The 20,303-nt window shown below is 40.6% G+C and carries 20 protein-coding genes; 12 read left to right on the forward strand and 8 right to left on the reverse strand.

Annotated features, from left to right (window positions below; all coding sequences use genetic code 11):
* The first annotated feature begins 77 nt into the window (after positions 1–77).
* Positions 78–1,391 carry a DNA recombination protein RmuC gene (gene rmuC, locus HUJ22_RS02930; protein ID WP_290873507.1) on the forward strand — a complete coding sequence of 438 codons (1,314 nt, stop codon included), beginning with the start codon at positions 78–80 and terminating at the stop codon, positions 1,389–1,391.
* 255 nt (positions 1,392–1,646) lie between these two features.
* Here the strand turns inward: rmuC and HUJ22_RS02935 are convergent, their stop codons facing one another.
* Positions 1,647–2,027, reverse strand: a complete 381-nt coding sequence (locus HUJ22_RS02935) for an endonuclease domain-containing protein (protein ID WP_290873509.1) — start codon at positions 2,025–2,027, stop codon at positions 1,647–1,649.
* A 353-nt stretch (positions 2,028–2,380) separates the two neighbouring features.
* Between HUJ22_RS02935 and mtgA the strand changes: the two genes are divergently transcribed.
* Positions 2,381–3,325 (forward strand): monofunctional biosynthetic peptidoglycan transglycosylase, encoded by a 945-nt coding sequence (mtgA, locus tag HUJ22_RS02940; RefSeq protein ID WP_290873511.1) that lies wholly within the window; start codon positions 2,381–2,383, stop codon positions 3,323–3,325.
* A gap of 56 nt (positions 3,326–3,381) precedes the next feature.
* Here mtgA and HUJ22_RS02945 read toward each other — a convergent pair whose 3' ends face one another.
* A complete protein-coding gene (locus HUJ22_RS02945) occupies positions 3,382–4,080 on the reverse strand; it encodes a pseudouridine synthase (RefSeq protein WP_290873514.1) in 699 nt (232 codons plus the stop codon).
* Positions 4,081–4,192: 112 nt separating this feature from the next.
* Between HUJ22_RS02945 and uvrC the strand changes: the two genes are divergently transcribed.
* The 9 genes from uvrC (at position 4,193) to tkt (ending at position 13,935) form a co-directional block, all read left to right on the forward strand.
* Entirely contained in the window at positions 4,193–6,034 is a 1,842-nt protein-coding gene (gene uvrC, locus HUJ22_RS02950; protein WP_290873516.1) for an excinuclease ABC subunit UvrC, read from the forward strand.
* 199 nt (positions 6,035–6,233) lie between these two features.
* Positions 6,234–6,875, forward strand: coding sequence for a sigma-70 family RNA polymerase sigma factor (locus HUJ22_RS02955; RefSeq protein ID WP_290873519.1), 642 nt, complete (start codon positions 6,234–6,236; stop codon positions 6,873–6,875).
* Complete coding sequence (locus HUJ22_RS02960; RefSeq protein ID WP_290873522.1) at positions 6,862–7,407, forward strand: hypothetical protein; 546 nt, start codon at positions 6,862–6,864, stop codon at positions 7,405–7,407. Before HUJ22_RS02955 ends, HUJ22_RS02960 begins: the two co-directional genes overlap by 14 nt.
* 141 nt (positions 7,408–7,548) lie before the next feature.
* Positions 7,549–8,346 carry an AAA family ATPase gene (locus tag HUJ22_RS02965; RefSeq protein WP_290873525.1) on the forward strand — a complete coding sequence of 266 codons (798 nt, stop codon included), beginning with the start codon at positions 7,549–7,551 and terminating at the stop codon, positions 8,344–8,346.
* Positions 8,347–8,362: 16 nt separating this feature from the next.
* Positions 8,363–9,295, forward strand: a complete 933-nt coding sequence (locus HUJ22_RS02970) for a ParB/RepB/Spo0J family partition protein (protein ID WP_290873528.1) — start codon at positions 8,363–8,365, stop codon at positions 9,293–9,295.
* Positions 9,279–9,902: a DUF5683 domain-containing protein gene (locus HUJ22_RS02975; RefSeq protein ID WP_290873530.1), complete on the forward strand. Its 624-nt coding sequence runs from the start codon at positions 9,279–9,281 to the stop codon at positions 9,900–9,902. Before HUJ22_RS02970 ends, HUJ22_RS02975 begins: the two co-directional genes overlap by 17 nt.
* A gap of 9 nt (positions 9,903–9,911) precedes the next feature.
* Positions 9,912–10,613 (forward strand): TIGR00730 family Rossman fold protein, encoded by a 702-nt coding sequence (locus HUJ22_RS02980; RefSeq protein WP_290873533.1) that lies wholly within the window; start codon positions 9,912–9,914, stop codon positions 10,611–10,613.
* Between the two features lie 130 nt (positions 10,614–10,743).
* Positions 10,744–11,778, forward strand: a complete 1,035-nt coding sequence (locus HUJ22_RS02985) for a hypothetical protein (protein ID WP_290873536.1) — start codon at positions 10,744–10,746, stop codon at positions 11,776–11,778.
* Positions 11,779–11,937: 159 nt separating this feature from the next.
* Entirely contained in the window at positions 11,938–13,935 is a 1,998-nt protein-coding gene (gene tkt / locus HUJ22_RS02990; protein WP_290873539.1) for a transketolase, read from the forward strand.
* Positions 13,936–13,957: 22 nt separating this feature from the next.
* Here tkt and HUJ22_RS02995 read toward each other — a convergent pair whose 3' ends face one another.
* The 5 genes from HUJ22_RS02995 to deoC all read right to left on the reverse strand — a co-directional run bounded on the left by HUJ22_RS02995 (position 13,958) and on the right by deoC (position 19,150).
* A complete protein-coding gene (locus tag HUJ22_RS02995) occupies positions 13,958–15,100 on the reverse strand; it encodes a PP2C family protein-serine/threonine phosphatase (protein WP_290873542.1) in 1,143 nt (380 codons plus the stop codon).
* A 165-nt stretch (positions 15,101–15,265) separates the two neighbouring features.
* On the reverse strand, positions 15,266–15,802 hold the full coding sequence (locus tag HUJ22_RS03000; protein ID WP_290873545.1) for an SPOR domain-containing protein: 537 nt from the start codon (positions 15,800–15,802) through the stop codon (positions 15,266–15,268).
* 9 nt (positions 15,803–15,811) lie between these two features.
* Positions 15,812–16,681, reverse strand: a complete 870-nt coding sequence (locus HUJ22_RS03005; protein ID WP_290873548.1) for an aldehyde dehydrogenase family protein — start codon at positions 16,679–16,681, stop codon at positions 15,812–15,814.
* An 18-nt stretch (positions 16,682–16,699) separates the two neighbouring features.
* Complete coding sequence (locus tag HUJ22_RS03010) at positions 16,700–18,202, reverse strand: aldehyde dehydrogenase family protein (protein ID WP_290873551.1); 1,503 nt, start codon at positions 18,200–18,202, stop codon at positions 16,700–16,702.
* 48 nt (positions 18,203–18,250) lie between these two features.
* A complete protein-coding gene (gene deoC / locus HUJ22_RS03015) occupies positions 18,251–19,150 on the reverse strand; it encodes a deoxyribose-phosphate aldolase (protein ID WP_290873554.1) in 900 nt (299 codons plus the stop codon).
* A gap of 208 nt (positions 19,151–19,358) precedes the next feature.
* Here deoC and HUJ22_RS03020 point away from each other — a divergent pair, with 208 nt between their 5' ends.
* Positions 19,359–19,778: a DUF1761 domain-containing protein gene (locus HUJ22_RS03020; protein ID WP_290873557.1), complete on the forward strand. Its 420-nt coding sequence runs from the start codon at positions 19,359–19,361 to the stop codon at positions 19,776–19,778.
* 64 nt (positions 19,779–19,842) lie between these two features.
* On the opposite strand, the gene HUJ22_RS03025 is transcribed toward HUJ22_RS03020, so the two are convergent.
* Positions 19,843–20,292, reverse strand: a complete 450-nt coding sequence (locus tag HUJ22_RS03025; protein WP_290873560.1) for a VOC family protein — start codon at positions 20,290–20,292, stop codon at positions 19,843–19,845.
* Positions 20,293–20,303 lie beyond the last annotated feature (11 nt).

Here is a 20,303-nt window from a genome sequence, read left to right on the forward strand (position 1 = left end):
TCTTCAAAACTAAAAGGGAAATAACAACATTCCTCTTATTCACTCGACTTCGAATACTAAACCTTTAATTTTACTACATGGAACTCATTTCAGGGATTATTTTACTTGTTGGTTTGATTTTCGGCTATGCCATTGCCCATTTCAAATCCAAATCCGAAAGCTCCCGGCTGGAAGAGCGGAATCAGAATTTGAAAGAACAGCTGGAGGAGGCAGAATCCGAATTAGCGGAGAAATCCCGGAGAGCAAGTGAACTGGATAAGGAACTGGCAACCCGCAATGCCGATTACCGAAATTTACAGGAACGGCTCAACGAGCAGAAGAAAGAACTGGCCGAAATGCAGGAGCAGCTCACTACACAATTCGAGAACCTGGCCAATAAAATCCTGGAAGAGAAATCTGAAAAATTCACTAAGCAAAATAAGGAGCAAATTGATCAGCTCTTGAATCCGCTTGGGGAAAAATTAGAAGCTTTCAAGAAGAAAGTGGAGGAGACTTATAATGAAGAAAACCGGCAGCGGGCAACACTGAAAGAGCAAATTCGTCAGATGGGAGAGCTGAACCAGAAGATGAGTGAGGATGCTAAAAACCTTACCAGGGCGCTTAAAGGCGATTCCAAAACGCAGGGGAATTGGGGCGAAGTAATTTTACAGCGGATCCTTGAAAAATCGGGTATACGCAAGGATGAAGAATACTATACCGAACAAAGCGTGAATACGGAAGAAGGCAAGCGCATTCGTCCTGATGTAGTGGTACGACTGCCGGATGAAAAATATATCATCATTGATTCCAAAGTTTCGCTGACCGGTTATGAGAAATTCAGCTCAGCCGAAGAAGAGAATCAGCAGAAAAAGGCCTTAAAAGAGCACATCAATTCTATTCGCACGCATGTAAAGGGGCTGAGCGAGAAAAATTACCAGCATATTCACGGAGAGAAAAGCCCGGATTTTGTACTCCTGTTCATTCCTATTGAACCGGCATTTGGTATTGCTCTGCAGCACGATTCTGATCTTTACTACGAAGCGTTTGATAAGAATATCGTGATTGTAAGTCCATCGACATTGTTAGCCACTCTGGCTACCATAGACAGCGTTTGGAAGCAGGAATACCAAAACAAAAACGCCATGGAAATTGCCAAGCGCGGCGGAGCTTTATATGACAAATTCGTGCTGTTTGTGGAAAGCATGAATGATATCGGCCAACGCATCCGCCAAACTCAGGATAGCTACGATGAGGCGATGGGCAGGCTTTCAACCGGTGCTGGAAATCTTGTTCGCCAGGCCGAGATGATTCGAAAACTTGGTGCCAAAACTTCCAAACAGCTTCCGAATGGAATGAGTGCTGAGATTGAAGAAGATGAACTGCTGGAAGAAGGTGCCTCGTCTGAAGAATAAATGGTCAATCCTTTATGCCCTCACGCACATCCCTCTCGTTTGGTTTTGGGAAACCAAACGGGGTCTCCCTTCAAAGGGAGAATTATCTCAAATAAACCCTTAAATAAAGAAATAATTAGCATTCAATATTACCTGGGATAGAACCCCTTAGAAGGGGGATACAAAATCTTCTTGAAGATTTTGCGGGGGATGTGCGGTAGCTTAAATAGGCCCAAACTCCTTGTCCTTGAACTTAGATACCTTCCTGCGGCCTCCTTACAATTCATTATTGCCTAATGCCTGAATGTGTTGGTTCAAATAACTCAATACGCCCTGCATATTCTGTTTTACTTCCACATCATCCACCCGGACGAAGGTAACACCCAAAGCTTCAATTCGCTTCTGGCGATTTTTGTCATGGATGAATTTTTCGGGATTGTCATGGCTCACTCCGTCAATTTCCACTGCTAACATGATTTCGTGGCAATAGAAATCCACAATATACTCAAGGATGGGTACCTGACGGTGAAATTCCACTCCCAATGCTTTGCCCTTGATTTGCTCCCATAGTAGAACTTCACTGAGTGTGCTATTTTTCCTTAGCTGTCTGGCTAGGTTTTTGAGTTTTCGGTTATATGGAAGAATTTTATTGGGCATTGCTTATGAGTTTGTGTCCTGACGCACATCCCTCTCGTTGAGAGCTAAAGCTCCCAACGGGTCTCCCTTCCAAAGGGAGAATTATTTAAAATTAGCCCATAAATTAAATTACCAACAGGAAAACAATACTACCTGAGATAGAAATTTCCAAAGAGAAAATCCCCCTTAGAAGGGGGATACAAAATTTTTCCAATAATTTTGCGGGGGATGTGCGGTAGTTTAATTCAATTTCAAAAGTAAAATACGGGTAGTTATCACAGTTTTCTTCATAAAAATACAACAGGTTGGTGCAGATTTAAGGAAACAAATTTCTCCAAAATCAGTTTCTCCTTCAAAAATGATACCTTTGGCTTATGGAAGAACAAACAGCGACAGACTGGATAAAATACGGTAAAATTACCGCGGGAGTTATTCTCGGATGGTCATTTTGGTTTTGCCTGTTAGTCTTAGCTCTCAGATGGGTAAATCCTCCTTTCACTGCCTTCACTTTGCAGGAAGACTGGGAAGAGCTGGGAACAGAAAGATACAGTCTCAGGGCAAATTGGGTGCCTGCCGAAGAAATCCCTGATCACTTAAAACTGGCTGTGATTGCTTCTGAAGACCAACGTTTTTACGCACACTGGGGGCTGGATTTGGCGGCTATTGATGAAGCCATTGAAGAGAATCAGCGGGGAAGAAGGGTGCGGGGAGCAAGTACTATTACTCAACAGGTTGCCAAGAACTTGTTTTTATCTCCTGCTCAAAATTATTTAAGAAAAGGAGTAGAAGCAGGTATTGCAGTATTAATCGAAATCTTTTGGACCAAAGACCGGATTTTAGAAATGCATTTGAATATCGCAGAATTTGGCCCCGGAATATACGGAATCGGAAAAGCGTCAGAGCATTGGTTTGGGAAAGGGGTGGGGGAAATGAGTTTTAGGGAAAGCGCAAGGTTGGTTACGGTATTGCCCAGTCCTAAAATCATAAAAGCTGAACCGGTTTCCGATTATGTGGAAAACAGAAGCCACTGGATTCTCCGGAATATGGAACAGCTCAGCGGGCTTCGGTTTTTGCCCAAGCCCCAGCCGGATACAGTTGATACAATGTCAGACATAGCAGGTTTAGAATTTCTCCCAGATTCAATTTTAGTCATATATATACCCGATACCTTGAAAATGAGCATTCCTGATTCGGGATCATTGGCACCGGGGCTTGAATCAGGTTCCTTGATGACGGAAGCCGAACTGGACTCTATGCTCCTGGAGATTGAATTGGATTCGTTATTGATGGATTCTGTGTTGGATAGTCTTGAACAGTGAAACAAAAGCATCCGGTAATAAACTTTGTGCTGGAATGATTTGATTCATTTGAAAGGCTAATACTCAAAGAAATTCCATGGTATACCGGCCGGTTTAGGGGCTTTTAGTATCATAAGATCCTTTTTGGTAGGATGTTCGAGCTCTAATTTCACTGCACGCAGGGCGATGTCATGCTCTTTGTTTTTATCAGGGTTTCCATACTTATAATCTCCCCAAAGCGGATTTCCCTCTTTTGCAAATTGAACGCGAATTTGATGGGGCCTTCCCGTTATTAAATCCACTTCTACCACACTGTATTTTTCATTTTGTTTGAGTGTGATAAACTTAAGCCGGGATTCTTTAGCATTTCCTTTCGGAGAGGTATAGGCTTTTACGGTATTAGTTCGCTCATCTTTTTCAAGAAAATGAATATGTTCTCCATACACCGGAGATTCTCCGTGAACCAGCGCCCAGTAAGTCTTGTTAATAGTCCGTTTTCTGATTTGATAGGAAAGCCTTGAAGCAGCTTTCGAAGTCCGGGCCAATACCATCACCCCGCTCACCGGTCGGTCCAGCCGATGCACTAATCCCAGAAAAACATCGCCGGGCTTATTGTATTTCTTTTTAATGTATTGTTTGCAGAGATTAAGAACATCAGGGTCTCCGGTATGGTCTTCCTGGGAAAGTAATCCTGCCGGCTTGTCAATTACCAGCAGATGATTGTCTTCATAAATGATGGGAATGTCAGGATTTGTACCGGTAAAAGAAGTACTCAAAGAAATAAAAGTTGGATTGAAATTAACTTCCCAAAGTTACATTGAAATCACCTCAATAAAAATCTCATGGTAGTGGGTAAAATCAGCCCCAAAAATCTATTATCTTTAAAGCATGAGTAATGAAGAACAAGTAAAACTTTCAGAAAAAGTTGCCAATTTACCCACTTCGTCCGGTGTCTACATCTATAAAGATTCGGCTGATTCTGTGTTATATGTGGGGAAAGCAAAGAGGCTGAGAAACAGAGTACGGTCGTATTTTCAGGAATCTCGTTCCCCCGACGGACGTATTAAAACCATGGTTTCCAAAATTGATGATCTGGAAGTGTTTGTAACCGACTCAGAGGCGGAAGCCCTGATTCTGGAGAACAATCTTATTAAGCAATATCAGCCCCGGTACAATATCATGTACCGGGATGATAAATCGTACCCATACATTTGCATTACGGATGATACCAAACCCCGGGTTTATCCTACCAGAACAGTAGTTAAGGATGGGAGTAAATACTATGGACCTTACGATAGTGTAGGAGCCATGAAGAGAATGTTGGAGACTATTCGAAAAGGATTTGGCCTGTGCACTTGTGCCGTTTCTCAAAAAACCATTGACAAAACACGCGGGGTACCCAAATGGCATTCCTGTTTTGATGATTATCTGGAGAATTGCTCCGGTGATTGGGATGACGAAGTATATCAAGCAACTATAAAAAAAGTAGATCGGTTGTTGAATGGCCAAACAGATCAACTGCTCAAGGAACTGAAAGAGGAAATGCAGATAGCGTCTGATGCTTTAGCTTTTGAAGAAGCGGCACAAATCAGGGATAGTCTGGAAGCTGTTAAGCGCTATAGTCAAAAAATGAAAATGGTAGTTTCACAGAAAGTGGATCGTGATGTGTTTGCGATAGGTAAAAATGAAGAAATTGGTGAGGCTTGTGGTGTTTTATTTAAAGTAAGGGAGGGAAAGATGATTGGAAAATTTCATCGCTTCCTGAAAAATATCGATGGGTTGGGCATGGGAGAGATGCTGCAATCATTTGTGGAAGATTATTATACGGGGCAATATACGGCTGCTATTCCGGATGAAGTGTACCTGAGTCATGAAATGACCGATGTGGAACCTCTTGAGCAGTATCTGCATCAGGAAAAGGGAAAAATTGTACCGGTGCATGTGCCGCAGATCGGGGAGAAAAAGCAACTTATTAAAATGGCGCAGTCGAATGCTAAATTACACCTGAATGAACGGGCGCTGGAAAAAGAAAAAGCAGAACGGGATCGTATTCCGCACGCTGTTAAAGAATTAAAAGAGCATTTGAAACTGTCACGGTTACCCCGGAGAATTGAATGTTTTGATAACTCAAACCTGCAGGGAACAGACTCTGTTGCCTCTATGGTTTGTTTTGTGGATGCCAGGCCGCGGAAAAGTGAATACAAGCGGTTCAATATAAAAACAGTAGAAGGCCCGGATGATTTTGCTTCCATGAAAGAAATTTTAACCCGACGATATTCCCGGGTTCAAAAAGAAGGTCAACAGATACCGGATTTGATTGTAGTAGATGGGGGCAAGGGACAGCTTAGTTCTGCTGTAGAAGCATTGAAGGAAATCGATTTTTATGAAGAGTGTGACATTATTGGTTTGGCTAAAAGATTGGAAGAGGTTTTTCTGCCCGGAATGTCTGATCCTATTATGATTCCCAAAAAATCTTCAGCCCTGAAGCTGTTGCAGCAAGCCAGGGATGAAGCTCATCGGTTTGCCATTAACTTTCATCGCCGTAAAAGGAGTAAGCGTACCGTTAAAACCGAGTTATTAGAAATTGAAGGAGTAGGTGAGAAAACGGCTCAAAAATTACTGAAGGAATTTGGATCAGTAAAGAAGATAAAAAAAGCGGAAATGGAGGAATTACAAGTTGTAGCAGGAAAATCGATTGGAGAAAAAGTATATAATTTTTTCACGAAATAGATTCTCATTTATAAAAATGCGATAATGGGCTCACATTAACATGTTATATAAATACCTGTTGACCGATACTATAATTATCACAGACCCATAAAGAAGAATTGGTCTGAAACGCTTATGGCAGTTAGATAGTTATTGAAACAAAAAGTTAATATTTCAGTTTGACTTGTTATGAGCAGAATCCCAAATTTAGGGTGATATTATGAAATTGATTAAAAGACATGTTGACAAACCGGACTACAAAGAGCTTAAAGACAGAGAGCTCGTTAAGTATTTTAGGAAAAATGCGGATGAGTCGGCTTTTAATGAACTGATGAATCGTCATCAACAAAAAATTTATTCATATATATATAGTATGGTGATGAACCCTGAAATCGCCAATGATCTATTTCAAACTACCTTTACAAAGGTAATTACCAAAATGGATGATACCTACAACGAACAGGGTAAATGGATTGCGTGGGTCATGCGAATTGCACATAATGCAACCATTGATTATTTAAGAAAACAAAAACGGTATATTGACGTTAGTGGATGGAGTGACGAGGACTCTTCAACCGATTATTTTGATCGGATGGAAGATGACAGCGTTGTGGATGCAGATGAGCAAATGATCGAAACTGAAACTCGATCCAGCCTGATGAAACACATCGCCAAACTTCCCGAAGAGCAACGGTCAGTTGTTTTGTTGAGGCACTATTACGAAATGCCGTTTAAAGAAATAGCAGAACTTACTGATGTATCCATTAATACCGCCCTCGGGCGCATGCGATATGCACTCATAAATCTTAGAAAGTATTTTGAGGAAGAACGAGAAGAAGAGCAAAAACATGCACACGGATGAAAACAATGCTATCCGATATCTGATGAAGGAGATGGATCCTTCAGAAGAGATGGAGTTTGAACAGGAAATGCGGGAAGATGAAGATCTGCTTATAGAAGTTGAAAGTCTGAGAGCTACTAACCGGAAGCTCTCGGTACTTCCACATAAACATCCCCCAAAAAACCTCATCCAAAAAGTTACGAATGACGCTAAGCACCAGCAATCGAAACATATAAGAAGTACCACTAGCATTCCTTTCTTAATAAAGAGAGGTATTGCCGCCGCAATTCTCTTATCAGCTTTTACGGGGGGATACTATTATTATTCAGGATTACCTGATTCTGCTCCATCCCAAACCTCTTCAAACACTGAAAACGTAGAACCGTGGGTAGATCGCAATGAAATTATTCGATTTTCGGAAGGTCAGCAAACGATTCAGCCGACAATTCAAGCCGATTTGAATAAAAGCTATGAGAAGTTACAGTTAGTAAACGATCCAAGCGGAAATAATACTTCAGGGAGTGGTATTTTACTTACAGGGTCTCCGAATTAACTTATTGACAGCCAATGACTTGCGTTATTAATGTGGAAAACTTAGGTGTTTAATGTGAATAAGTATTTTTGTATGGCAGTGCACCTCGCTTTATATTAGAATTTATCAGAAAAACTATATCAAGCATAAAGCAGGTTTTTAATGGGAAAAGTCATTTCAATTGCCAATCAAAAAGGTGGAGTAGGAAAAACAACTACGGCAATTAATTTAGCAGCCAGTTTAGCTGCTGTGGAACATCCTACTCTGATCATTGATATTGATCCGCAGAGTAACACTACCAGTGGGCTGGGAATTGATTCTAAAACAGTCTCAAACTCTGTGTACGAGGTGATGATCGGCAGTGCAGATATTGATGACACAATTCGTCAAACGGAACTGGATTTTCTTGATTTGGTACCCGCACACATTAATTTGGTGGGAGCAGAAATTGAGATGATTGATAGGGAAGAGAGAGAACGAATCCTGAAAAAAGCTATTGAAAGTATTCGAGACAAATATGATTTCGTAATTATTGATTGCCCTCCGTCACTTGGACTGCTTACAATTAATGCTCTTACCGCCTCTGATTCCATCGTAATTCCTGTACAGTGTGAGTATTTTGCACTGGAAGGATTGGGGCAGTTATTGAACACCATCAAGATTGTACGTCAGCATCTAAACCCTGAGTTGGATATTGAAGGAGTTTTACTGACGATGTATGATACCCGAACAAGGCTCTCAAACCAGGTGGCAGACGAAGTTAAAAGATATTTTGATGACCGTGTATTTAAAGCAGTGATAGCTCGTAATATTCGTCTTGCAGAAGCACCAAGTTTTGGAAAACCGGCGCTATTATATGATTCGACCAGTGTTGGTGCGAAAAACTATCTCGCATTAGCTCGGGAAATTATTAAGAGAAATAAAAAACTATTTAAGAACAGCCCGGTTCTTACAGATTAAGACAGAACAGTAGATTATGGCAACCAAAAAAGTTTTAGGCCGCGGTTTAGGGGCTTTCTTTCCGGAATACCAAGAGGAAGGGAAGGAAACAGATCAGAATACAAAGAAAGAAGGAGTTGAAAGAAATATAGTTAAACCGGAAGAACGGGTTAATATCGTGCTTTTTGTTCCGGTTGATCATATACGGAAAAATCCACACCAGCCCCGGAAAGAGTTTAATGAAGAAAAACTGGATGAACTGGGCGCTTCGATTAAGAAGCACGGGCTCATACAGCCCATAACGGTTCGCTATATTGGGGAAAAGAGATTTGAATTAATTAGCGGTGAACGACGATTAAGAGCCGCCAAATTAGCCGGGTTACAAGAAATACCGGCTTTTATCCGTGAAGCCGATGACGAGCAAAGCATGGCTTTTGCATTGATTGAGAATATACAGCGCGAAGAGTTAAATCCGCTGGAAGTGGCTTTAGGATATAAGCGATTATTGGAAGAGTTTGATTACACTCAAGCAGAAGTAGCTGAGCGCGTAGGTAAGAATCGTACCACAGTAACCAATATGCTTCGGTTATTGAATTTACCGGATTTCATTCAGTCAGCTGTGAAAGCTAACAAAATTTCAATGGGTCATGCCCGGGCATTAATTACTATTGAAGAAGAAGAAGTTCAGCAGAAGATTCTTAAAAAAGTAATTGATAAAGGATTGTCAGTCAGACAAATTGAAGAAGCAGTTCGAGGTGTAACGAGTGCTTCTGAAACAAAAAAGAAGAATTCTAAGTCTAAAAAAGAAGCATCAAATCCATTTTATGATGAAATTTCTGCCCGGTTACGACGTACATTCAGTACCAAAGTAACTGTTAACCCCAAAAAGGAAGGCGGAGAAATTAAGATTGAATACTATACGGAAGATGACCTTGAACGAATACTCGCTATTTTTGACTCGATCGATTAGCCTGACATTGTTAATTGTAATTTTGTGTGTCAGTAGTGGGGTAGCACAAAATTTCTATTCAGCTCAGAATTTCGTTCCTCAAAATTATTCTTTAAAACAAGCTTTTGATGACACCTTAAATAACGATACCACTTTTCCCGATCCTAAAAAGGTATTAAGGCAGTCTTTAATCGTACCCGGTTGGGGACAGATAACCAATAAACAAATTTGGAAAGTGCCTATTGTGTATGGCGTGTTAGGCGGATTGACGTATTACAGTATTTATTTGAATAATAAGTATCAAGGTTACCGGGCAGCTTATTATAATTTAAATCCCGACACTCCAGACGATAACCGCTTTGGCCCAACACCGGATTATATTCCAGAAAATGTAAGCCTTGAAGCATTGCGCCAAAGCCGAAACAATTTTCATAATCAAAGAGACTTATCATTCGTGTACATAGGCTTAGCTTACGCTTTGAATGCAATAGATGCCTATGTATTTGCCCACTTACGCTCTTTCGATGTATCCGATGATTTATCAATGAGGGTGAGTATGAAGCCGGACGTCTTAACAACAGCATATTCATCACCGGCACCCTCCATATCATTTTCTGTAAAGTTTTAATATTTATAAATGAATAAAGAAGAACGAGAATTTAAAAAGAAAAACCAGTTTAACGGATATGACCGTGATATCTGGAGTGTTTTTAAGGTGATGGGGGAACTTGTTGAAGGCTATGACAAGCTTTTTCAAATAGGCCCCTGTATATCCATATTTGGCTCTGCGAGAACAAAACCGGACAATAAGTATTATGAGTTAGCGGTGGAAACAGCTGATAAAATAACTCAAAAAGGTTTTGGAGTCATCACCGGCGGAGGCCCCGGAATAATGGAAGCAGCTAACAAAGGAGCCGAGAGGGGGGAAGGGAAGTCGGTAGGATTAGGCATCAACCTTCCATTTGAACAAGGTATTAATCAACATGTTGATCCTGACTTTACCATCAATTTCAATTACTTTTTTGTCCGTAAAGTCATGTTTGTGAAATATGCGCAGGGTTTTGTGGTATTTCCCGGTGGTTTTGGAACTTTGGATGAATTGTTTGAAAGCTTAACCCTTATTCAAACACGTAAAATTGATCAAATTCCCATTATACTTTTTGGCAGTGATTACTGGGAGGGACTGATAGACTGGATCAAGAACTCGATGATAGAGTGGGGCACTATTTCAGAAAACGATATGGATTTGTTTCACATTACGGATTCAACAGATGAAGCGGTAAAAATTATATGTGATTTTTACAGTAAAAAGGAACCAATGCCCAATTTTTACTTTTAAACCGGAACATGAATGTGGTTTATGTAGTTTAAAAAATACTATTTTATTAAAAAGACAGTTATAAGTTTAACTTCAGTGTCATTTTTTATTAAATTCGGCGCTGCAACTAACGATCAAAACAAAAGAAGATATGAAGGTTTTTAAAATAAGTTTATGTGCTATACTATTAGGATTGATAGCATTTCAAGTACAGGCGCAGGATAGAACTCAGGCTGTACAATTGTATAATAAGGGATTAGAAGAAGCTCAGGCTGATAATTATGATGCTGCTATTTCAACATTCACACAGGTAATATCTGTTGCTGAGCAATTAGGTCCTGAAGGTGAAGACATCAAAGGGAATGCTGAATCACAAATTCCTAAAATGTATTTCGCACAGGCACGATCTTATTATCAAGAATTTCAATCAAGCCGAGATCTGGCAAAACTGGAAGAGGCGATTGATGCGTTTAAAAGTACAATTGAAATAAGTGAGGAGTATAATGATGACAGGTACGCTCCTACAGCTAAAGGTGCTATTCCTCAATTGTACTACGCCAAATCAGTGATGTTATATAGCCAGGAAGAATTTGAAGCTTCAGAAGAAGCAGTAGACCAAGCCTTAAATCTAAATTCAAATTACGCTGCAGCCTATTATCAAAAGGCTAAAATTTTTAAGAAAATGAATGATACGGAAGGTGACGGTATTATTGATCAAGGCGTAGATGAGATGCTTGAGTGGTACGACCGTGCTATTCAGGTTGGAGAGAGCACCAACAAGATGGATATTGTTAATAAAGCACGCGAAGCGGCTCATGATGAACTGTTAGCCGTAGGTACCCGTGCTTCTGAAAATGGTAACCTGGATTTCGCTCTGGAAACTTTAGGAAAGGCTTTGAATTATGATAATGCTTCGGCTAATGTCTATTATCGGCTTGCAGAAGCTCATAATAAAGCCGGAAATCCCGAAGAAGCGATTGACAATGCTACTCAGTCTCTTGAATATGAAAATGGTGGTAGAACCGATAAGGCTAAAATATATTACGAATTGGGTTATGCCCATCAAACTTTAGGCAATAAGTCAGAAGCTTGTGATGCCTTTGAGAATGCTTTATATGGATCTTTCAGATCACCTGCCGAGCATAAGATGGAATTTGAATTGAAATGTGATTCTGCAGCTCGATAATTTTTAGCAATTAGAAAATGAAAAGATTAAGCCACGTTCTTACCGAGCGTGGCTTTTTTTATGTTATTATTTCTTATTCCCTTTTTATACAAAGATGGCATTTGGTATCTTGTCGGTCTCATAAAATCGAAACGAAAATAATTTAATCAACACTCACTCATGCCCGCTTCAAAACTTGACAACCTATGCGTTAATACTATAAGAACCTTATCTATCGATGCAGTGGAAAAAGCGAACTCCGGTCATCCCGGAATGCCAATGGGAATGGCAGATGTTGCTTATATACTGTGGACAAAATTTTTAAAGCACAGTCCCAAGAACCCAGATTGGTTTGACCGGGATCGTTTTATTCTTTCTGCCGGCCACGGTTCTATGCTCATTTATAGTTTACTCCATTTGACTGGTTATGATTTGAGTCTTGACGAAATTAAAAATTTCAGGCAGATGGGAAGTAAAACTCCGGGGCATCCCGAATATGGCATGACTCCGGGGGTTGAAACCACCACCGGTCCTCTTGGGCAGGGTTTTGGGACCGGAGTTGGGATGGCTATGGCGGAGCATTTTCTAGCCGCTAAGTTTAATCAAAAAGATCATAAGGTAGTTGATCATTACACTTATGCCATTGTAAGTGATGGGGATTTGATGGAAGGAATTTCTCACGAATCTGCATCAATGGCAGGTCATATGGGACTGGGTAAATTAATTTATCTATATGATTCAAACAGGATTTCTATTGAGGGGTCAACAGACCTTGCCTTTACAGAGGATGTACCTAAAAGGTTTGAAGCATATAATTGGCATGTAGTAGAAATTGATGGGCATAATCACGATGAAATTACTTCAGCTATTGAAGAGGCGCAATCTGTGAGTGATAAGCCCTCTATTATTGTTTGCAAAACCCATATTGGGTTTGGAAGTCCAAATAAGCAAGACAGTGAGGCATCTCACGGATCACCTTTGGGAGAAGAGGAAATAAAGTTGACTAAACAGGCCTATAATTGGGATACTGATAAAACATTTCATATACCTGAAGAAGCTCTCAATAAATTCAGAGAAGAGGTTAATAAAGGGGAACAGGCAGAGAAAGAATGGAATGAGGCAGTGGCTAAGTTCGAAAGTTCCTTTTCTGAAGAAGCCAAATCTTTTAAAAGTTGGATAAAACGTGAACTTTCCCCAGAATTAGAAACCAGCCTTCCTGTTTTTAAAGAAGATGAAAAGGGGATGGCAAGTCGGGCAGCTTCAGGAAAAGTGATTAATGCTATCAAGGAAACGGTTCCTAATTTATTTGGAGGTTCTGCCGATCTTGCCGGAAGCACAAAAACCGATATAGAAGGCTATGGTTCGTTTATTGTAGATAAACCAACCGGTCGCACGGTTCATTTTGGAGTTCGGGAACATGGGATGGGAGCGGCAGTAAATGGAATTTCCCTTCATGGCGGATTGATTCCTTATGGGGCTACTTTCTTTGTGTTTACAGATTATATGCGGCCGGCAATCAGATTGGCTGCATTAATGAAAACAAATTCAATTTTTGTTTTAACGCATGACAGTATTGGTTTAGGTGAAGATGGCCCCACACACCAACCTATTGAGCATTTGGCCAGTTTAAGGGCTATGCCGAACATTACAGTTCTTAGACCGGGTGATGCCAATGAAACTTCGTATGCATGGAAGTCAGCGATTGAGAATACAACAGGACCCACCCTTTTGGTATTGACACGACAAAATTTGCCTACATTTGCCAGAGATGAAAATAACAAGGCATCTTTGGTTCAAAAAGGAGGTTATATTTTTGCAGATTCCGAAAAAGAAACGCCGGATGCTATTCTGATAGGAACGGGATCTGAGCTTCAGTATGCTGTTGAAGCGAAGAAGAAGCTTGCAAATAAAGGCGTTGATGCTCGTGTAGTGAGTATGCCAAGCTGGGAGTTGTTTGAAAATCAGGACGAGCCTTACAAAGCGTCTGTGCTTCCTGAGTCGGTAACTAACCGGGTATCTATAGAAGCAGGATCAACCTTTGGATGGGAACGCTATGTTGGGCCGGAAGGAAAGTCCATTGGGTTAAATACTTTTGGAGAGTCAGCACCTTATGAAGAGCTATATGAGCACTTTGGAATTACTTCCGATGCTGTAGTTAAAGCGGCACTGGGTAAATAAATTAGTAATCAAAAATCCACTGCTACTTGCTTGGGCGATGTATACAGGTAAAGGTTACATCGTCCAGTGGATCTACGGAACCGATAAAAGTTTCAAGTGAAGATTGGACTTTTCCGATGATGGTCTTGGCATGCAGAGATCCGTATATTTCCATCAGGGATTCTATACGCTCTTCACCATATTCTTCATTATGTTCGTTACGAGCTTCATTTAAACCGTCGGTGTAAAATAAAACAGAGTCTCCGGGTTTAAAGTGAAATTTCTTCACTTCCATATTTTTATCAAGGAGTTTGGTGGAGGTCATACCCAAAGCAAAACCGTTTGATTTCAATTTGAAAGTAGTATCACGTTCTTTGTTATAATAGATGGGGATGTTATGTCCTGCCCGAATATATTCGAAATGATCCTCATCATTTGGGAAAAAGGCCACACAACCGGTTACAAAGGTTTTGTCTCTGCTGTTACTTTTTATGTAATTATTTAATTGGAGAAAGAGTTCTTTGGGGGTAGGTTGTTCTTTTTCGATAATCATACTTACCAATGCCTGTAGGCGAACCATGTAAAGAGCGGCGCTCAGGCCCTTGCCGGAAACATCGGCAATGATTACATAGGTGCCCCGCTCAGTTTCAATTACATCTAAATAATCTCCGCCTACTTCTTTTGCAGTATGGGCAAAAGAATATACTTCCAGATTCTCTTTATTCAATGAGGTTCCGGGAAGCAGGCTTAGCTGAATATCCCGGGCTAAGTCAATTTCTTTTTGCACATCCGATTTTTCCAGTAGTTCAATAAGCAGCAACATAAACATTGATAAGAAACCAAAGGGGAGAAGCAGGTCTCCGATCAAGAAAAATTCCAGAATCCCGAAAAAATTAAGCAGGTAGTAAGCAACAAAACTAACAGAACCCAGCCCAAAAATTAATCTTCTGGTTGGATTCAGTCGCTGGGTAAGGTCTGAAAAGAGACGAAGAAATTTGACATGCCCTGGAAGTTGTTGCCCTTGCTGTCGTTCAATGTCTTCTACGGCCTCTTTATAAACCAGTTTAAGGCGTTCGGTATCTGCAGAGAGTTCTTTAGAAAAGCGTTCTCGGCTCATGCCGGAAACATATTCTTGGTAAAACTTCTTAGTACCGTATCCGGATTGTGCTTCGTTTTTTAAACCCAATTAGCTGACTTTTCTAAATTCATGTTTAATGCTTCTTCGTAATAATAACCAAAAAGTTTTGTTTTATTCGAGTTGTTTCAAATACAACAGGAAAAGTCAAAGAATATAACGCCTGAATACATTTAACAGTTTAATGAAGGGGCAGAGAATTGTTCAGGATAAATGTTATTGTTTGGTTTCAATAGTGGTTGTATCAGAAGGCACATTATTTGGGTTTACCTTATCATAAACAACCCAGGCATCTCTGAAGCGACGTTTAACAATATTTGAGAATTGTATAGCTTTGTCTCGATCGTGGAAATCTCCTACATGTACCCGAAAATAGGGGGCTCGAAAGAACACATAAGTATTTGGTTGGTAGCCTGCAATTGTAGTGTCTGCCCAAGCTCTGAACAGGGCTGCTGTGGTATCAGCTCCCACCATATTTTGCCCGGAATAAATTTGAATGCGGTACCCTTCGTACAAATTTTTCTTTTCCTCTTGCTGAACTTTGACCCGGTTGAAAGCATCAGGTATCTTATTTTCGCGGTATGTGTATGCATCGGAAAGCCGGGTTCGGAAATCTTCAAAATTCAGCCCTGAGATAACTCCTTCATCCTCATAATTTTCCCTGAAGTCATCCATTGCATCCCGTACAGTTTGCTCGGAAGTAGAACATGCTACTGCTGAAATTATCAAAATTAATATAGAAAGATATTTCATAGCTGAGTTTTAAAATCCAACGGGATGCCAGGTGGTTTTAGTTTCCTGAAAATCAGTCAGAAAATAAGGAGATTGTGCGTTCTCTCCATACCAATCATTAACCGGGCGTTTTATAACACGTTTAACGTTAAGCGAGGCATTCTCGTCTATCAATGTTTTTATTTCTTTGGGTAGTTCATCCGTATAGCACAATGCATTTACATCCATATGTGAACTAAAATGTTCCGCTAATTCTTTTCTGGACCCCGTTAAAATATTAACGACTCCCCCGGGTACATCTGATGAATTCAATACTTCCGCAAAACTGATAGCCGGCAGTGGATGGGCTTCGGATGCCAAAATCACACAAGTATTTCCTCCTGATATTATTGGGGCGATCACGGAAACAAGTCCCAAAAGAGGACTGTTTTCGGGGGCAAAAGCCGTAACTACTCCCGTTGGTTCCAGCATACTGAAGTTGAAGTGAGCACTGGCTACAGGGTTAATGGAACCAAAAACTTGTTGATATTTATCGGTCCATCCTGCATAGTAAATCAGCCGGTCAATAGCTGCATTAATATCAGCTTCGGCCTCAGAGGTTTTAAAACCTATAGGCCCTAATTCCTGCATGAACTGATCTCGTCTATTTTCCATCATTTCGGCTATGCGGTAGAGAATTTGTCCGCGGTTATAAGCACTGCGACCACTCCAGCCACTGAAAGCACTGCGGGCTACTTTTACAGCCTCTCTAAAATCCTTACGGGAACCTTGGCAGGCATCGGCCACCAAGTTTTTGTCGCTGTCATATACTTTATATGTACGGCCGGACTCACTGCGCGGGAATCCTCCTCCGATATACATTTTATAAGTTTTCTTTACGTCAATTCTTTTCTCAGACATGGTTGTAATCTTTTACAGTTAAATTTTTGTATATGCAGCTAATCCGTGCATTCCGCCTTCCCGGCCAACACCACTTTCTTTATAACCGCCAAATGGGGAGGTAGGGTCAAACTTGTTATAGGTGTTAGCCCATATGACTCCCGACCTCATTCCATTGCCTACTTTAAATATTTTGGAACCTTTGTCAGTCCAAACGCCATTTGCCAATCCGTAGGGAGTATTGTTGGCTTTTTCGATGCCTTCATCAGCCGTGCGGAAAGTTTGTACGGTCAATACCGGGCCAAATATCTCTTCCTGTACAATTCGGTTTGACTGGGAGACATTGGTAAACAGGGTAGGACGAATAAAATATCCATTCTCAGGAATTTTGCATTTACTTTGATAGATATCGGCGCCTTCCTCAACACCCAATTCCAAATATTTATTTACGGTTTCGAATTGCTCTTTAGAGTTGATAGCCCCGATGTCCGTATTTTTATCCAACGGATCACCTACAATCAAAGTTTCGAGGCGATCTTTTAATTTGGTGATAACCTTATCGGCTACACCTTCCTGGACCAATAATCGGGAGCCGGCACAACATACATGCCCCTGATTGAAATAAATGGCATTAATAATGCCTTCAACGGCTTGATCGATTGGGGCATCTTCAAAAATTACCAATGCTCCTTTTCCTCCAAGTTCCAGCGTGTACTTTTTATCGGTTCCGGCTAAAGATTTTTGAATGATTTTACCCACATTCGTTGAACCGGTAAATGCGATTTTGTCAATTCCGGGGTGGTTTACAATTTCGGCACCTGTTTGTCCGGCTCCTGTTATAATATTCACGACACCATCAGGAAGCCCTGCATCTTTAACTAACTCAGCAAACTTTAAAGCTGTGAGTGAAGTGGTTTCAGCAGGTTTAAGCACTACGGTATTTCCACAAGCCAGAGCCGGGGCTATTTTCCAGGCCAGCATTAGTAACGGGAAATTCCAGGGTATGATTTGACCACATACCCCTAAAGGTTCTGGTTTTTTACCGGGAAAAGCATATTCAAGTTTATCGGCCCACCCGGCGTAATAAAAGAAATACGCGGCAACCAACGGAATATCGACATCACGGGATTCACGAATCGGTTTACCTCCGTCCATGGATTCCAGTACCGCAAATTCTCTGGCCCGTTCCTGTAACATCCGAGCAATTCGATAAATGTATTTACCCCTTTCTTTGGGAGAAATACGAGACCATTCGCCCTCATATGCTTTTCGAGCCGCTTTTACTGCTTTATCAACATCCTTTTTTGTAGCCTCACCAAATTCAGTGATTATCTCTTCGTTAGCCGGATTTGTACTCTTAAAATAACGGCCTTTAGAGGGTTTGACGAACTTTCCATCAATGAACAAATCATAACGATCTTTGATTTCTGCAAAACCAGATTCTTGCGGTGCAGGAGCATATTCCCAAATGGACGCAAAATCCAGTTTTGAATTGGGTGAAGTTGGTTTGTAAGTAGTTTCTTTTGTTTCGGTCTCGGACATGGTGATTCTAACTTAGTTCAAAGTTTTTTTATATCTGTGAAAAGTAAATCAGTCATTACTGAAGTAATCAAGAGATTGATAGTGGCCGGTTTGTTGTTTCACAATTTGCATAAGCAGATCGTTGGTAAGGGAGCTGGCGCCAAATCGAAAATAATCCTTATTTAGCCAGTCAGCTCCTAAGGTTTCTTTAACTATAACCAAATATTGGATGGCTTGTTTCGCAGTTCGGATTCCCCCGGCGGGCTTCATTCCGATCATTTTCCCGGTATCATAGTAAAAATCACGGATTGCTTCCAGCATTACCAAAGTAACAGGTTGAGTTGCTGCCGGACTCACTTTCCCGGTAGATGTTTTGATAAAATCTGCACCGGCATGCATTGCCAAATCACTGGCTTTACGCACATTTTCCAAAGAATGTAATTCTCCTGTTTCCAGGATTACTTTCAGGTGAGCATCACCGCATGCTTCTTTGACGGCCGCAATTTCATCAAAAACCAGATTGTATTCACCATTCAAAAAAGCACCCCGGCTGATTACCATATCAATTTCATCTGCCCCTTTAGAAACGGCAAATCGGGTATCTTCCAATCGCATCGAAAGGGGTGCCTGTCCACTTGGAAAAGCTGTTGCCACACTCGCTACATTAACTCCACTTCCTTTTAGTTCTTTTTTGGCTATTTCCACCATTCGTGGATATACACAAACGGCGGCTACAGTAGGTAAATCAGGAATGGGCGGATGAGGCTGCTTTGCTTTTTTACAGAGCTGGATCACTTTCCCGGGCGAATCCTTTCCCTCAAGCGTAGTATGGTCAATCATGCTTAGTGCAAGTTTAAGGGCCTGCAGCTTGGATTCTTTCTTGATACTGCGGGAATTTAAACGAGCCACTCGTTCTTCTACACCAACGTGATCAATAGGGATCGTCTGATTGAAATCAGGATATTTCATATAGCAACTTTCATTCTTAAATCTTTTGAATATCAAAGGTAAGAAATCTATACCAAAAGCTTGGAGGAATGAAATAAATTTCGGATAAATAATCTGAAGTTATTGTGGCAAAGAAGTAATTTTTGTTAATTCATTGAGATTCAGTAGTTAACAGAGAATCGGGAAGACTAAAAAAGAAAGGTTTAACTAATTATATGAGGACAAAATTATGGAAATTTCTGCAATAAACTGGCTGGCTGTAATAGCCGCTTCACTTGTTGGATTTGCGATTGGTTTTATATGGTACGGACCTTTATTCGGAAAACCCTGGATGAATGCTGTTGGTATGACAGAAGAGGATGCCCAAAAAGGAAATATGGCAAAAATATTCGGTTTTACCTTTGTATTTCAATTTGTCATGGCTATTTGTCTGGCTATGTTTTTTTATGGCGATCCAGCCTCTGCAGATATGATTAATGCAAGCAACGGGGCTTTTTACGGTTTCCTTACCGGCTTTGGATGGGTAGCAATGGCTATAGGGGTGAATGCCCTGTATGAGCAAAAATCCTGGAAATACATCTTTATTAACGGCGGATTTTGGACCGTAGTTTTTACTTTAATGGGGTTTATTCTGGGGGGATGGAAATAATTTTAAAGAATCAAAACTGTAAGGGTGTATTACGAATATGCCCTTACAATTTGTATAACTACACCTAGTATTTAGCATTATTAATTTCGATCCAGTATCCATCCGGGTCTTGAAAATATACTTGTAGCACTCCATCTGGTCTTACTTGTGGAACTTTGCTGTCACCTGCAAAGTTTGAATAGCCAATCCCCTTCTCTTTTAAAAAGGTGAGGTAGGAATCGAATCCTTCAACATTAAAAGCAATATGAACTACTTTATTTAATTTTATACTGTCTGCATCCACATTTGTCACATGCAGTTGTTGACCACCCCCAATAGAGAAAAATCTAATGGAAGGATTAACGCCCCAAGGGGTTTCTATTTCTTCAAGTTGTAGAATGTTTTTATAAAAATCAGCACTTACTTCAAGGTCTTCAACCAAAATGGTTAAATGATCCAGTTTCGGATTAAAGTTTTGTCCAATAACAGGGTATGAACTTAAGAGTAAAGTCGCCGTGAGTATTAAAAATTTCATTTTGAAGGGGG

It is taken from the genome of Gracilimonas sp., from assembly GCF_014762685.1.
Lineage (GTDB): Bacteria > Bacteroidota > Rhodothermia > Balneolales > Balneolaceae > Gracilimonas.

Bases quoted from the DNA above. Each gene is read 5' to 3' on its own strand.
- deoC (WP_290873554.1), bottom strand. From the start codon at position 19,150: ATGAAATATCCTGATTTCAATCAGACGATCCCTATTGATCACGTTGGT.
- tkt (WP_290873539.1), top strand. From the start codon at position 11,938: ATGCCCGCTTCAAAACTTGACAACCTATGCGTTAATACTATAAGAACC.
- HUJ22_RS02960 (WP_290873522.1), top strand. From the start codon at position 6,862: ATGCACACGGATGAAAACAATGCTATCCGATATCTGATGAAGGAGATG.
- HUJ22_RS02980 (WP_290873533.1), top strand. From the start codon at position 9,912: ATGAATAAAGAAGAACGAGAATTTAAAAAGAAAAACCAGTTTAACGGA.
- HUJ22_RS03005 (WP_290873548.1), bottom strand. From the start codon at position 16,681: ATGTCTGAGAAAAGAATTGACGTAAAGAAAACTTATAAAATGTATATC.
- HUJ22_RS02935 (WP_290873509.1), bottom strand. From the start codon at position 2,027: ATGCCCAATAAAATTCTTCCATATAACCGAAAACTCAAAAACCTAGCC.
- mtgA (WP_290873511.1), top strand. From the start codon at position 2,381: ATGGAAGAACAAACAGCGACAGACTGGATAAAATACGGTAAAATTACC.
- HUJ22_RS03025 (WP_290873560.1), bottom strand. From the start codon at position 20,292: ATGAAATTTTTAATACTCACGGCGACTTTACTCTTAAGTTCATACCCT.
- HUJ22_RS02970 (WP_290873528.1), top strand. From the start codon at position 8,363: ATGGCAACCAAAAAAGTTTTAGGCCGCGGTTTAGGGGCTTTCTTTCCG.
- HUJ22_RS03010 (WP_290873551.1), bottom strand. From the start codon at position 18,202: ATGTCCGAGACCGAAACAAAAGAAACTACTTACAAACCAACTTCACCC.
- HUJ22_RS03020 (WP_290873557.1), top strand. From the start codon at position 19,359: ATGGAAATTTCTGCAATAAACTGGCTGGCTGTAATAGCCGCTTCACTT.
- HUJ22_RS02965 (WP_290873525.1), top strand. From the start codon at position 7,549: ATGGGAAAAGTCATTTCAATTGCCAATCAAAAAGGTGGAGTAGGAAAA.
- HUJ22_RS02955 (WP_290873519.1), top strand. From the start codon at position 6,234: ATGAAATTGATTAAAAGACATGTTGACAAACCGGACTACAAAGAGCTT.
- HUJ22_RS03000 (WP_290873545.1), bottom strand. From the start codon at position 15,802: ATGAAATATCTTTCTATATTAATTTTGATAATTTCAGCAGTAGCATGT.
- rmuC (WP_290873507.1), top strand. From the start codon at position 78: ATGGAACTCATTTCAGGGATTATTTTACTTGTTGGTTTGATTTTCGGC.
- HUJ22_RS02985 (WP_290873536.1), top strand. From the start codon at position 10,744: ATGAAGGTTTTTAAAATAAGTTTATGTGCTATACTATTAGGATTGATA.
- uvrC (WP_290873516.1), top strand. From the start codon at position 4,193: ATGAGTAATGAAGAACAAGTAAAACTTTCAGAAAAAGTTGCCAATTTA.